11 protein-coding genes and 3 pseudogenes are annotated in these 13,392 nt (G+C 43.0%); 2 read left to right on the top strand and 12 right to left on the bottom strand.

Annotated elements, in window-relative coordinates; translation table 11 throughout:
- Positions 1–359: 359 nt before the first annotated feature.
- The 7 genes from B9L23_RS02035 to gatC all read right to left on the bottom strand — a co-directional run bounded on the left by B9L23_RS02035 (position 360) and on the right by gatC (position 9,497).
- Positions 360–1,208 carry a MurR/RpiR family transcriptional regulator gene (locus B9L23_RS02035; protein WP_012749036.1) on the bottom strand — a complete coding sequence of 283 codons (849 nt, stop codon included), beginning with the start codon at positions 1,206–1,208 and terminating at the stop codon, positions 360–362.
- A 43-nt stretch (positions 1,209–1,251) separates the two neighbouring features.
- Positions 1,252–2,634 carry an aspartate aminotransferase family protein gene (locus B9L23_RS02030; protein ID WP_089096788.1) on the bottom strand — a complete coding sequence of 461 codons (1,383 nt, stop codon included), beginning with the start codon at positions 2,632–2,634 and terminating at the stop codon, positions 1,252–1,254.
- A gap of 132 nt (positions 2,635–2,766) precedes the next feature.
- Positions 2,767–4,755, bottom strand: coding sequence for a TRAP transporter permease (locus B9L23_RS02025; RefSeq protein WP_089096787.1), 1,989 nt, complete (start codon positions 4,753–4,755; stop codon positions 2,767–2,769).
- Positions 4,756–4,916: 161 nt separating this feature from the next.
- Entirely contained in the window at positions 4,917–5,930 is a 1,014-nt protein-coding gene (locus B9L23_RS02020; protein ID WP_012749033.1) for a TAXI family TRAP transporter solute-binding subunit, read from the bottom strand.
- Positions 5,931–6,288: 358 nt separating this feature from the next.
- Complete coding sequence (gene gatB / locus B9L23_RS02015) at positions 6,289–7,719, bottom strand: Asp-tRNA(Asn)/Glu-tRNA(Gln) amidotransferase subunit GatB (protein ID WP_062755908.1); 1,431 nt, start codon at positions 7,717–7,719, stop codon at positions 6,289–6,291.
- Positions 7,720–7,732: 13 nt separating this feature from the next.
- A complete protein-coding gene (gatA, locus tag B9L23_RS02010) occupies positions 7,733–9,193 on the bottom strand; it encodes an Asp-tRNA(Asn)/Glu-tRNA(Gln) amidotransferase subunit GatA (RefSeq protein ID WP_089096786.1) in 1,461 nt (486 codons plus the stop codon).
- Positions 9,194–9,206: 13 nt separating this feature from the next.
- Positions 9,207–9,497 carry an Asp-tRNA(Asn)/Glu-tRNA(Gln) amidotransferase subunit GatC gene (gatC, locus tag B9L23_RS02005; RefSeq protein WP_012749030.1) on the bottom strand — a complete coding sequence of 97 codons (291 nt, stop codon included), beginning with the start codon at positions 9,495–9,497 and terminating at the stop codon, positions 9,207–9,209.
- A gap of 193 nt (positions 9,498–9,690) precedes the next feature.
- On the opposite strand from gatC, the gene B9L23_RS02000 reads away from it, so the two are divergent.
- A complete protein-coding gene (locus B9L23_RS02000) occupies positions 9,691–10,197 on the top strand; it encodes a hypothetical protein (protein WP_089096785.1) in 507 nt (168 codons plus the stop codon).
- A 58-nt stretch (positions 10,198–10,255) separates the two neighbouring features.
- The gene (locus B9L23_RS01995; RefSeq protein ID WP_062677366.1) at positions 10,256–11,053 is read left to right on the top strand and encodes a VOC family protein; all 798 of its coding nucleotides are present in this window, start codon (positions 10,256–10,258) and stop codon (positions 11,051–11,053) included.
- Positions 11,054–11,148: 95 nt separating this feature from the next.
- Here the strand turns inward: B9L23_RS01995 and B9L23_RS01990 are convergent, their stop codons facing one another.
- From B9L23_RS01990 to B9L23_RS01975, 5 genes and pseudogenes are all read right to left on the bottom strand, one after another.
- Positions 11,149–11,505 (bottom strand): hypothetical protein, encoded by a 357-nt coding sequence (locus tag B9L23_RS01990; protein WP_062677367.1) that lies wholly within the window; start codon positions 11,503–11,505, stop codon positions 11,149–11,151.
- Positions 11,506–11,545: 40 nt separating this feature from the next.
- Positions 11,546–11,644 (bottom strand): annotated as a pseudogene (locus B9L23_RS19815) (transposase); the annotation flags it as partial.
- Positions 11,638–12,036: pseudogene (locus B9L23_RS21615) on the bottom strand (hypothetical protein); the annotation flags it as partial. The pseudogenes B9L23_RS21615 and B9L23_RS19815, both read right to left, overlap by 7 nt.
- Positions 12,037–12,038: 2 nt before the next feature.
- A pseudogene (locus B9L23_RS20855) lies at positions 12,039–12,191 on the bottom strand (RNA-guided endonuclease TnpB family protein); the annotation flags it as partial.
- A 27-nt stretch (positions 12,192–12,218) separates the two neighbouring features.
- On the bottom strand, positions 12,219–13,388 hold the full coding sequence (locus tag B9L23_RS01975) for an ISL3 family transposase (RefSeq protein WP_021292746.1): 1,170 nt from the start codon (positions 13,386–13,388) through the stop codon (positions 12,219–12,221).
- Positions 13,389–13,392 lie beyond the last annotated feature (4 nt).

Genomic DNA, 13,392 nt, shown 5'->3' with positions numbered 1-13,392 from the left:
TTTACGGAACAAACCTTTTGTGAAGAGAATGACTAGAAAGCCGGACGGCCATGAATGAAACGATGATGATATTGTTTTTCACCACATCTAATGGTTGACGGGACAGAACAGATTGTGTTTGCTGCATATGACGTTGACGAGAGAAAAGTAGCTGCATAAGCAAGAGTTTTTCCTTCTGTTTAACGCACCCGTTTTCTTGACATAAATGGCCAACGATATGAAGGCACGAAAATATATTTATCTGCTTTCCGGAGATACGGAAACAAGAAGCAATAGTACAACCGCGCATAATAGAAACGAGTCGAGCCGGTGAAATAAAAAGACCCATTCCAACATTCTTGGAATAGGTCCACATCATTTTACTCATAAAAAATATGGAATCTTTCCCAAATTTCTTCTAAATCAGATAAATGCTTTTCGACTTCGCTACGCTTTCTCCGGCCGACTTCGGTAATGAGTGCGTTCACTAAACTTAACGGCGCAACGAACGAGTCAATAAACGACGGCATTTCCGTCGGAGCACATAACGTGACGTCTCCGTACGATACCAGCGGTGATAATAGATGGTCCGTAATGACAATAATTTTTGCGCCGCGGTCTTTGGCGAAAGCGACCGCTTCAATGGTACTTTTTGTGTAGCGAGCAAAACTTAAACCAATAACGACATCGTCTTTATTAAGGCGAAACAGTTTTTCCGATATGCCGTGCGGATTACGAATGAGCTCCGCATTCTCAAACAATATGTCGAAATAAAATTCTAAAAACAGTCCTAATGAAACCGCGCTTCGGTTTGCGATAATAAATATTCGTTTCGCGTCGGTAATGTATTGCACCGCTTGATAGAACAAATCCATGTCGATTTGCACCGACATTGCTTTAATTCTTTCGATGTCTTCTTGAAACATTTCGAAAATCGATTTGTCTTCCGAATCGTACACTTCTTCGGAAATTTTCAATCTCTCCACCGTTGTCAATTGCCGCTTCATCGATTCTTGCATCGCCTGTTGCCACTCTGGATATCCCGAAAATCCTAAAAACGTTGCGAAGCGGACAACAGTCGCTTCGCTCACTCCTGCCATTTTCGCAAGCTTTCCGACCGTGAAAAACGGAACCGCTTCAGGATTGTTTAATACGTATTTCGCGATTTTCCGCTGTGCTCGACTCATTTCTGGCAGTTTTTCGGCGATTAATCGATACACTTCATTCATCGTTTTTCAGCCCTTTTCTCACAACGATTTGTTGGTGTGTCCATTATAAACGATTTTTTACCTTTCGAATAGCTTTTTCATGCGCTTCTATCGTCCATGCGATATCTTCTTCCGTATGAACGATGGACATCGAATAGCGATTGCCAGGTTTCGTATACACGCCGTGTCCCAACAGTTCGTAATCGATTTCTTCCCGCAATTTCATATTTGCTTTTGTTAAATCGCGATAATTTTTTACATCTTGTTCGGTCAAGACGATGTTGAAGATGCTTCCTAATCCGACCGTTTTCATTGGTATGCCATAAGCACGGTACACCGCTTCCAATCCTTCGCGGAGCATGTTCGTCATTTGTAATAGACGCGGCATCGTTTCCGGCTGCTGTAAGACGTCTAATGTTGCCAGCCCTGCCGCTAAAACAGTCGGATGACCGTTATACGTGCCGCTATGGAACAGGACATCCCCTTTGTTCGCTTTATCTGTTTCTATTGACAGTGCGTCTTTGCCGCGGCGCGGGTCCATTTGTTCCATAATTTCTTTTTTCCCTCCGACCACTCCGATCGGGAATCCACCTCCTAACACTTTTCCTAATGCGGTAAGATCAGGCGCGATGCCGTAAACCGTTTGTGCCCCTCCGTAAGTGATACGGAATCCCGTTTTTACTTCATCGAAAATAAGGACGATGCCAAGTTCTTTCGTTATGGCGCGAAGCTCTTTCATAAAAATTGCATCTGCCGGAATAAAGCCACCTTGAACCGGCTCTAAAATAACTGCTGCAAGCCGATTTTTATGTTTCCGCAAAATCGCTTCCGTTGCCTCAATATCGTTAAACGGCAAAATAATCGTTTCATCCGTATATTGGGGAGGGATTCCTTTCGACTCAGGCACCGCTTTCGGCTCTTTTTCGTCTCCCGCTTCGGTAACCGACGGATTTACACTAATTAACACTTGATCATATCCACCGTGATAATGTCCTTCGAATTTTGCGATAGCTGTTTTTCCCGTGAACGCTTGTGCTAAGCGAATGGCAAGTAATGTAGCTTCTAAACCGGAATTTGTATAACGAACCATTTCCATGCTTGGAAATGCTTGAATAATTTTTTTCGCCATCAACGTTTCGAGCATGTGTGGCGCGCCAAATACGGTCGTTCCGTCCGTAATAATCTGTCTCATGATCGATTCGATTACTTTCGGATGGCCATGTCCTAAAATGAGCGCACCGTAACAAAGTAAATAATCGACATATTCGTTTCCATCGACATCGACTAGGCGGCTGCCTTTTCCTCTTTCCATGATAATCGGGTGCGGCGCGAAATATTTAATATTTGCCGTGACGCCTCCTGGTATGACTTCCTTCGCTTTTTCATACAAATGAAAGGAGCGTTTCATACTACTAGCAATCGCTTCTATCTGCTCGATTTCCACCATGAACACCTCTTTGAAATTTATTTTTCATTTTATAAAATTATATGAAATTTTTATTTCATATTACAGGATTTTTGCCTATATGTAAATAAAAAAAAAGAGGATGATCAAAAATCACCCTCTTTCCCTCCAATACTATATGGTCGCGGTGAAAAGGTTATTTGTTTCTTTCGGTCTTCTTGATTGAATCACAGCAACGGCAATTAATAGCACGCTTCCAATTACACTAAACGTAATATTTGGCGAGATGAGAAGAAGACCAGCGATAAATAAGACAATCCGCTCCCAAACATACGCCTTTCTGACAAGGTAACCAACCATGGCGCTGCTTACACCGATCATGCCAATAATCGCCGTGACCACGCAAATCGTTAAAAACAGCGGTTTAACGTCAATTAAAATCATTTGCGGGTTCATAACAAATACGTATGGGATGATATACGCCGCCGTCGCCAACGTAAACGCCCTTACTCCTGTCATAAACGGGTTCGCTCCCGCCAGTCCCGCACCCGCATATGCTGCCAAACAGACAGGCGGCGTAATATCAGCGACAATTCCGAAATAGAAGACGAACATATGAGCAGCTAAAACTGGAACGTCCAACCCTAATACTAACGCTGGCGCAACCATCGTCGCGGTTACGATATAGTTTGCCGTTGTCGGCAACCCCATTCCTAAAATAAGGCAGGCAATCATCGTAAAGAATAACGTTAAAATTAATGATCCTCCACCTAACGTAATAATGCCATTTGCTATTCTTCCGCCTAATCCCGTTTGGACGACAACACCGACAATAATTCCCGCGGCTGCACATGCTGCGATGACTGGAAGCGCGGTTCGAGCACCTTCCTCAAGCGTTTTTACAATTTGCCATGGTGTCATTCTTGTTTCTTTGCGTACTAAGCTGACAAGAAACGCGACTAAAATCGCCACTAAAGCAGCGCGCATCGGCGTTTTACCAGTCAGTAATGTGTAAAAAATGACTATAAGCGGCAAAATCAAATATCCGCGTTCTGTCATCAGTTTCCGAAAGCTCGGCAGCTGCGATTTCGGTGTGCCGATAATCCCCTGTTTTTTCGATTCGAAGTGTACGCCTAAAAATACACCGAGGAAGTATAAAATGGCAGGAATGATCGCAGCCAACATGATTTGGCTATACGGCGTGTTTGTATACGAAGCCATAATAAATGCGGCCGCTCCCATTACTGGTGGCATAATTTGCCCACCGGTTGATGCGGAAGCTTCTACAGCTGCGGCAAATTCCGGCTTATAACCCGCCTTTTTCATCATTGGAATCGTAAACGCTCCCGATCCTACCGTGTTCGCGACAGAGCTTCCCGAGACCATTCCTTCCAAGGCGCTCGCAACAACTGCTGCTTTCGCCTGTCCTCCAATAAATCTTCCTGTTAACGCAAACGCTACGTCATTGAAAAATTGACCAACTCCAGTCCGAATGAGCATCACTCCGAAAAATAAAAACAAGAAGATAAATGTGGATGACACTTGAATTGGCGTACTAAATATTCCTTTTGTCGTTAAATACAAATCAGTTGCTAACTTTTCCCATGAAAATCCACGATGGGCAAACATTTTCGTTGGAATATGATTTCCGTATAACGCGTATAAAATTGCTACACCCGCTACTGCCACGATTGGCAAACCTACGCATCTTCTTGCCGCTTCAAGCACTAACAGCACACCAAGGGAAGCAACAATAATATCCATTTGCGAATACCCAAACACGATTTTTTGCGCTACAAGCTCCTCGTAATTAATCACATTATAATAGCCAACCCCGAGCGCTGTGAAAGCAAGCACGACATCATACCAAGGAACTCCCTTTTGTTTCCGATGCAATCCTTTTTTAATCGGATAAAGCAAAAAAATGAGGCCTAAAGCGGTTCCTAGGTGTATAGGACCTTGAATTCTCGCTTCAAACGCGCCGCGATACCCTGTGTACAAATGGAACAACGTTAATGATACACCTAAAAAGAGGACAACCCATGACCATTTCCCGAGATTTTTTCTGTAGGAACTTTCTCGGTCATATTTTTCTAGTATTTCCTCTTGAGACAATTCTTCAAGCGGCTTTTCTTTCATATCTTTTTTTTTACGCCATTTCATCGTCATCACCACCTAAATGAAGTTAATTACTTGTTACCGGTTGAAATAGGCAACAGTAAAATCATAGGGAGCACATCGTTAAGATTAATGGAAAAACAAGAGATTTTGTGATAGGAGAATTATTGAAAAAAGGACCAGGACGCTTAGTCTGGCCCTTTTTATTACTTAAGGATGCCAATTTCTTTATAGTATTTTTCTGCACCTGGATGAATTGGTAAATTTCCGCGTCCATTCAATGCGTTTTCTTTTGTCATATGTTTTGCCTGTTGGTGTGTGTTTTCATTTGCTTTTTCAATCATTACTTTCGCAAGCTGATACGCTGTCTCATCATCCACTGTATCTGTATTAGCGACTAAAATCGCAAACGCGGAAACAGTACTGACATCTTTTTTCAACCATTCATATGAACCGGCTTTCATCGTATATCGAGTGTAGCCGCTGTTCTTTTCAACATAAGCCAGTTCTTCACCAGTAATTTCTAAAAGTTTCACGTCTTTTACAGATGCTTGCAGTTCATCAATTCCGGCATCAGGCAGGCCAAGCAATCCGAACGATGCGTCAATCGTGCCGTCTTGCAGCTTCGCTTTCGCATCACCGAAGCCTTCTTGATAAGCTTCATAGTCACCGTCTTTAATACCGAAAGCTTCTAATACGATTTTTGCGGCTGATTGCGTACCACTTCCTGGCGGTCCGATTGCGATCCGTTTTCCTTTTAAATCAGCGATAGAATTAATCCCGAAACTTTCTCTCGTCACAATTTGCAATACTTCTGGATAAATATGGCCGATAAACGCGAAATTCTCTACTTTTCTTCCTTTAAAATCTCCTTTTCCTTCGTAAGCATCATATGCCGGAAGGTTTACAGTCATCCCTAAATCGAATTCTCCATTAGCAATTTTGGCGAGGTTTTCAACAGAGGCACCAGATTCAGTGGATGTAACATTGATACTTTTAATATTTTTATTCCAAACATTGGCCATTTCTGCTCCAAGTGGATAATATGTACCCCCTTGGCTTCCTGTCCCCATCAAGAGGTCAACCGTATCTCCGCTTTTCCCACTGCTTTTTCCTTTATTTTCATTTTTCGCTTCATTGCCGCCACCGCTGCAAGCAGTAGCAATAATTAACATAATTGTACACAATAAAGTAAGCAATATGGATCTTTTCCTCAACATCCTCATCCCTCCTATTGTTATTTTTTTACATAAAAGTTAATAATTCTGCTTACAATATAGAATAACATAAATAAAAAAACTATTGTATATTTTTATAATATTATTTTTTTATAAAATTTTCTCTATTATTCCCAAGAACATTCCACGCTAACATTGTGTTTTAATAACTTGTTATTTAAAAGAAAAAAGACGAATTTATCATGAAAAATCCGACTTTTCCTTCCTATATCTTCTCAAAGCATCGGCAAAATCGCCTCTTGGTATCCCGCTTTTTTCGACTTCAAGCTTAACTGATTGTAGCATCATAAAATTAAGATAAAAATAAAAAGCTGGCTTGATGCAGCCAGCTTTAACTTGTTTATCGTTTGTTAATTTCTTCTACTAACAACTTATTGACAAGCGGCGGGTTGGCTTGTCCTTTTGTCGCTTTCATCACTTGGCCGACTAAGAAACCAAGCGCGCGGTCTTTTCCGTTTTTATAGTCTTCAACGGATTGCGGATTAGCATCCAATACTTCGATGACGATTTTGCGCAATGTCGCCTCATCGGAAATTTGCACAAGCCCTTTTTCTTTGACAATCTTCTCTGGGTCTCCGCCTTTTTCGACGAGTTCTTTAAACACTTTTTTCGCGATTTTCGACGAAATCGTGCCGTTTTGAATGAGCTTAATCATGCCCGCTAAGCTTTCTGGCGTCAGCGCGATCTCATGCAGTTCTTTTTGTTCTGCGTTTAAATAGCCAGATACTTCAACCATGAGCCAGTTGGACGCCAATTTCGGATCTGCTCCGTTTGCGACCGTCGCTTCGAAGAAATCGGCCATTTCTTTCGTCAGCGTTAATACTTTCGCATCGTATTCCGGCAAGCCAAGCTCTTCGATATAGCGTTTTTTGCGCGCGTCTGGAAGCTCTGGAATCGAAGCGCGAACGCGTTCTTTCCACTCGTCGTCGATATATAGCATAACAAGGTCTGGTTCTGGGAAGTAGCGGTAGTCTTCCGAACCTTCTTTGACGCGCATGAGCACCGTTGTTTTTGTCGCTTCGTCAAAGCGACGCGTTTCTTGCTGGATGACGCCGCCGGAAAGCAAAATTTTCTCTTGCCGCTTTGCTTCGTATTCGAGCCCCATGCGCACAAAGTTAAATGAGTTTAAGTTTTTCAACTCTGTTTTCGTGCCGAATTTGTCTGAACCAATTGGACGAAGGGAAATGTTCGCGTCGCAGCGAAGCGAACCTTCTTCCATTTTACAATCGGAAACGCCTGTATATTGGATGATCGATTTTAATTTTTCCAAATACGCATACGCTTCTTCTGGCGAACGGATGTCCGGTTCTGACACAATCTCAATTAATGGAGTGCCTTGGCGGTTGAAATCGACAAGTGAATATCCATCTCCGGTATGCGTCAGTTTCCCTGCGTCTTCTTCTAAATGAATGCGGGTGATGCCGATTTTTTTCTTTTTGCCGTTCACTTCGATTTCAATCCAGCCGTTTTTGCCAAGCGGCTGGTCATATTGCGAAATTTGGTACGCTTTTGGGTTATCCGGATAAAAATAGTTTTTACGGTCAAATTTCGTTTCGGTCGCGATTTCGCAGTTTAGCGCCATCGCTGCCTTCATCGCAAATTCTACCGCTTGTCTATTCAATACCGGAAGAACCCCTGGATAGCCTAAATCGATCACGTTCGTTTGCGTGTTTGGGGGCGCTCCGAACGCATTTGGACTACTGGAGAAAATTTTCGATTTTGTCTTTAGCTCAACGTGAACTTCAAGACCAATGACCGTTTCAAAATTCATCATGTTTCCCCCCTTATAACGCTGGTTTTTGTTTATGATAGTCGGTCGCTTGCTCGAACGCATGAGCGATGCGGTAAATTGTGCTTTCATCAAAATGTTTGCCGATAATTTGCAAGCCGACCGGCAAGCCGTTCACAAATCCGCACGGTACGGAGATTCCAGGAACGCCGGCAAGGTTTACTGGAATCGTTAAAATGTCGTTCGCGTACATCGTTAGCGGGTCGTGCGTTTTTTCGCCGATTTTAAATGCTGGTGTCGGCGTCGTTGGTCCGATAATGACGTCGTATTTCTCAAATACCTTTTCAAAATCTTGTTTGATTAATGTACGCACTTGTTGCGCCTTTTTGTAATACGCGTCATAATATCCGGCGCTTAACGCGAACGTCCCAAGCATGATGCGGCGTTTCACTTCGTTGCCGAAGCCTTCGCTGCGCGTTTGTTTGTACATATCGATCAAGTTTTTCGCATTATCCGTGCGGTATCCGTAACGCACACCGTCAAAGCGGGCAAGGTTCGCGGATGCTTCCGAAGAAGCAAGCAAATAGTAAGTCGCCAGCGCATACTTCGAGTGCGGAAGTGATACTTCTTCCCATGTCGCTCCTAATTTTTCCAATACTTTTAATGCATCAAGGACGGATTGGCGAACCTCTTCCGCAACACCTTCGCCTAAATATTCTTTCGGCACGGCGATTTTTAAGCCTTTAATGTCGCCGGTAAGCGCCTCTACGTAATTTGGCACTTCTACGTTTGCCGATGTCGAATCCATTGGATCTAAACCAGCGATGACTTGCAATAAGTAGGCGTTATCCTCTACCGTACGCGTAATCGGGCCGATTTGGTCAAGTGAAGAGGCAAACGCGACAAGCCCGAAGCGCGATACACGGCCGTATGTAGGTTTCAGCCCGACAACTCCACAAAATGCCGCCGGCTGGCGAATCGAACCGCCCGTATCAGAACCTAAAGCAAACGGTACTTCGCCTGCCGCTACTGCCGCAGCGGAACCGCCGCTGGATCCGCCCGGTACGCGCTCTAAATCCCACGGGTTGCGCGTGAGCTGAAAACCGGAGTTTTCCGTAGAAGACCCCATGGCAAACTCGTCCATGTTTAATTTTCCAATCGTAATCGCACCGGCTTCGTTTAAGCGCTCCATAACCGTTGCGTCATAAATTGGGTCAAAGTTATATAAAATTTTGCTTGCACATGTCGTGCGAAGCCCTTTTGTTACAATATTATCTTTAATGCCAATCGGCATGCCAAAAAGCATCCCAAAATCGTTTCCTTCTTTCGCTAGCTTGTCATCTAACTCTTTCGCTTTCGCGCGCGCGTTTTCTTCATTTAGTGTTAAAAACGCTTGCACTTGTTCTTCCACTTCGCCAATGCGGCGGAATGATTCATCCACTAAATCGGAAACAGAAATTTCTTTTTTATGTAATAAACGATGTAATTCGGAAATTTTATGGTCAAATAATGACATTGCTTCCCCCTCCTTACTCTAAAATGGCTGGTACGCGGAATTGCCCATCTTGGTGGTCCGGCGCGTTTTTCAACACTTCTTCAAGCGGGAGCCCTGGTGTTGGCACATCTTCACGCATGACATTCTTCATATCAAGTACATGAGATGTTGGCGGTACGTTTTCTGTATCGAGCTCGTTTAATTGCTCAGCGAATGTAATAATCGCGTCCAACTGCTTTGTAAACATTTCTGCTTCTTCATCCGTAATCGCCAAACGCGCCAAATGCGCCACATGTTTTACTTGTTCGATAGAAATTCTTGACATCTTTTTCACCTCCAATGAGTTCGACCTACCACAATACTATGATGATACCAAACTTTCATTGAATGAAGCAACATTTGCCGTGTGTTCTGTACAAGATATAAAATCGACTTCCAGATATATTCTTGATAAAAACGAACGTATGTGCTATAATTGCTTCAAATAGCCAAAACAGGCGTGAAATGGGGGATTTTTTATGAATGAAGCGGTTCTCCTGCAAGTGCTTGACAGGCTTGGCAATATCGAAGGCACACTGCACAATCTTGTCGAAGGGCAAAAACGATTAGAGGAAGAACAGCTGACTATCCGAAAAGAACAAGAAGCCATTCGAAAAGAGCAAGAGGCCATCCGAAAAGAACAACAAACAATCCGACAAGAACAACAAATATTGCTCCAAGGGCAAAAAGAACAAACTTATTTGAAATCCGGACTAAAGGAACTCAACGAACTAATGACAGCGCTTCTTCACCGTCAAGATGAAACAGATGCCAAACTCGAAGCCCTCGCAACAGACATACACAACATCCACGGTGAAATCACTTTTCTCAAACAAGATCTTCATAAACTCGAGGAAAAAGCAGATTCCCACTATCAAAAACTGAATGAACAGCTAGACAATATTAAGCTTGATGTCGATTTTGCCGTTCATAAAACGACGGAGAACGAGCGTGAACTATATAAAATGAAAAGCAGACTATTTTAGGGCATTTGTTGCCAAACAGTTCTCGCCCCTCTATTTTTGCAAAAAAGGAGAAGCAGCCATGAATGTCACGTTTGACCATATCGTCCACTTTACAAAAAGCCCGGAAGAAGCGAAAACTGCGTTTCAGCTTATCGGATTTCATGCTATAAACGGAGGAAAACATCCTTCTTGGGGCACGTATAACTGCCTTAGCTACTTTACCGGACTGCGCTACATTGAATGGATTGGCTTTACGGACTTTGATCAAGCAAAAACTTCTGACAACGTATTAATCCAGCAAATCGTCGCGGACTCCTCCAAAGGAGAAGGCTTTTCGCAATTGGCATTCCGCACAGACGATATCTATTCTGTCATTGCCCACATCCAGTCAAAAGGACTAAAGCCGATTGGTCCGTTTTCCGGAAGCCGAACACGCGAGGATGGCAAAGTATTAAGCTGGTCGATGCTGTTTATCGAGGACAAACAAAATGATACGTGCCGCTACCCGTTTTTTATTCAGTGGGGCGAACCGGAAGAAGCCCGCGCGACGGAAATGGCACCGCTTATGCAACACAGCATCGGATCTCCATCTCTTTCTTATATCGGGATGAATGTAAGCCATCTTGATGAGCCATTGCAAAAATATTGCCATTTATTCGATGTACCCCGCCAGTCTGTAACGCAAAGCAAGGATGAATTTGGCGCCTATTCCGAACTTCCGATCGGAAACATAGCGATCCGCTTGTATGAGGCAAAAAGCCTCACCGCTCCAATCGACCATGCTCTTATCAACCGTCCGTTTTTATGCGGAATAACCGGAATGCCGGAAAATAAAATTGTCCATATAAAAAACGCGGTCTATCATTTTTCCACGTAACGCTTCAACTCTATCTTTGGCAAAAACGAATACGCCAATCACATAAAAAGAAAATGACAAGTCCCGATACGATAAAAAACAATAATTAAGCGGATTCATAGCAATGATGCATACTTCACGATGTACTTTACGCTGATGCAGCGGTTTTCCGCTAACAACCAAAGGAAATATACCATATAAGGAATCAGCAGCAGCACCGCAGAATTAACACTTCTGTATAAAAGAAACTGGCCGGCATGGGCTATTTCTGTGTACAAGAAACCAACATGCGCAAAATATCGCACAATGAAGCGGTGATACGATGACGTTTTTATATTCCATCGAGATGATGACGCCCGATATAAGCTGGCCACCGCTAAATTGGGAAGCTCGTGCAATCCCGCAAAAAACATCCACGAACGGCCAGCGAACACCTCTTTTGCCCATTCTTCAAGAAAAAAGAGCTCCTTCATATTATTGGTTCATCACCAAAAGATGTACTTGATTTTTACGTTAAAATGTGATAGAGGTCTCTAGACGGACACGCAAAGTAAAACGCTGGATATTTCGATACCCATATCCTCGCCTTTTGATCAATTTTATTTTTTGTGAGTCTTTTTAAATAGGCGAGAATACGGTATCGTGAATTTGTTGCCGTCTATACGAATCTGGCCAATGATCAGTGAATGAAAGCCATCTTTTTTAAGATATTTTGGAATACTGATAGCCTTGTAGTCATATTTGCCTTGTTTGGCTAGTTTTACTAAGCCAAAGAAAGATTTAAAAGCCTCATTAACCTTTTTTAAAATTTGCTGTGCCATGTTGCTGTTCAACAGCTTATAGTTTTGATCTTCAGGCATTTCATATTTGTACTGAATCTCAAAGAACCTGGCATGATGTTTAGGAATGATTTCAATCTGCTTAATCTTTTTGTCCAGTAACACAGGCGGAATCGTTATCGTGATAGGCTTGTGAGTCTTTTTAAATAGGCGAGAATACGGTATCGTCGCTTAATACGTTTGCCGCTGAACTTATATTCTTTTGGATTGTCGGCATTATATTCAGGAATCTCATCCCCGTCAAAAAAGCTGGCTTTAGACGTATATGACTCTTCCTGTTTGAAGAATTTAATGCCGTAAAATTTACAAAGATGGTTCATCACCAAAAGATGTACTTGATTTTTACGTTAAAATGTGATAGAGGTCTCTAGACGGACACGCAAAGTAAAACGCTGGATATTTCGATACCCATATCCTCGCCTTTTGATCAATTTTATTTTGTTGTTGATTCCTTCCATTGGACCATTTGAGTAAGAAAAAACGATGCAAGAAAGCACTGCGTCTCTTCGGGTGATGAGTGCCTTGGCAATACTGCGTACGGCGGCACAGTCGCTAAAAAGGTACCGGTCAAACCATTGGGTCAAACGAGTTTCGGCTTGCTTTCTTGTTTGGCTTTTGGATACGTAACGGAAATGTTGAAGTGCTTGATAGACATCACGTAAATAAGCACTTTCTTGGCACCATTGTCGAACTTCCTGTCTCTCTTCTTCTGTTAATTTTTCTGGACGTTGGCTTAACAATCGGCACACGCGGCGAACGCTTCCATGTTTGGTTCCGCCTTTGGCAAGGTATTTGCGACAACGTTCCAGTGCATCGGTGAATAACTGAATCACATGGAAGTGGTCAAGAACATGGATGGCTTTTGGACATACCTTTTCAATGGCTTTTCTCATGGCAGGAGCCAAGTCGCTGACAACATACTTCACTTTGGAGGCGACGGGTTGAAGCGCCTCCACAATGGCTTCTTCATTTTTTCCAGAAGCAATGGAAAGGACGTTCCGAGTCTGTGTGTCCATCACCGCTACTCCGTAATCATGTCCCTTTCGGAAAGCGAATTCATCCACACATACTACTGTAGGATTCGATGTTGGTAAAAGAGCCGGGGCATATTGATAAAACCAGCGTTCTACTGTCGTATAGGCGAGTTGTAACAAGCGAGCGACTTCTTGAATCGTTTTTCCGATGCATAACTGGGCGACCCAATGTTGAAACGATTCCGTCGCGATACTGTGAGACGGAAGTCCCGGATAAGAAACGGTGAACGTCAGAAAACAGGCTTGGCAACGCCGTCTTTCTATGGGAAGTTCAATCCAAAATAAACCGACCGTATTGGTATAGCCATGAATCCATTGTTTTCGTTTCGATGATATTTTGGTTGTCCGTCCGAAGCAAGTCGGGCAGATCGGACAATGAGGAGGGAGGGAAAGTTCAAAAATCCATCGTTCTCCCTCTTTTCGTTCTCCATGAATAAGAAAGCCTGGTAAAGTGATCAAATCTTTGATAAACTGAGATTGCATGCGA

This window comes from Parageobacillus galactosidasius, from assembly GCF_002217735.1.
In the GTDB taxonomy this organism is placed as follows: domain Bacteria; phylum Bacillota; class Bacilli; order Bacillales; family Anoxybacillaceae; genus Parageobacillus_B; species Parageobacillus_B toebii.
Note: the sequence above shows the minus strand (reverse complement) of the source record. Positions and strands in the feature narration are given on the sequence as shown.

Excerpts from the sequence above, each read along its gene's own strand:
- B9L23_RS02030 (WP_089096788.1), bottom strand. The coding sequence starts at position 2,634 with ATGGTGGAAATCGAGCAGATAGAAGCGATTGCTAGTAGTATGAAACGC.
- B9L23_RS02020 (WP_012749033.1), bottom strand. The coding sequence starts at position 5,930 with ATGTTGAGGAAAAGATCCATATTGCTTACTTTATTGTGTACAATTATG.
- B9L23_RS01995 (WP_062677366.1), top strand. The coding sequence starts at position 10,256 with ATGAATGTCACGTTTGACCATATCGTCCACTTTACAAAAAGCCCGGAA.
- B9L23_RS02000 (WP_089096785.1), top strand. The coding sequence starts at position 9,691 with ATGAATGAAGCGGTTCTCCTGCAAGTGCTTGACAGGCTTGGCAATATC.
- gatA (WP_089096786.1), bottom strand. The coding sequence starts at position 9,193 with ATGTCATTATTTGACCATAAAATTTCCGAATTACATCGTTTATTACAT.
- gatB (WP_062755908.1), bottom strand. The coding sequence starts at position 7,719 with ATGAATTTTGAAACGGTCATTGGTCTTGAAGTTCACGTTGAGCTAAAG.
- gatC (WP_012749030.1), bottom strand. The coding sequence starts at position 9,497 with ATGTCAAGAATTTCTATCGAACAAGTAAAACATGTGGCGCATTTGGCG.
- B9L23_RS02035 (WP_012749036.1), bottom strand. The coding sequence starts at position 1,208 with ATGAATGAAGTGTATCGATTAATCGCCGAAAAACTGCCAGAAATGAGT.
- B9L23_RS02025 (WP_089096787.1), bottom strand. The coding sequence starts at position 4,755 with ATGAAATGGCGTAAAAAAAAAGATATGAAAGAAAAGCCGCTTGAAGAA.
- B9L23_RS01975 (WP_021292746.1), bottom strand. The coding sequence starts at position 13,388 with ATGCAATCTCAGTTTATCAAAGATTTGATCACTTTACCAGGCTTTCTT.
- B9L23_RS01990 (WP_062677367.1), bottom strand. The coding sequence starts at position 11,505 with ATGAAGGAGCTCTTTTTTCTTGAAGAATGGGCAAAAGAGGTGTTCGCT.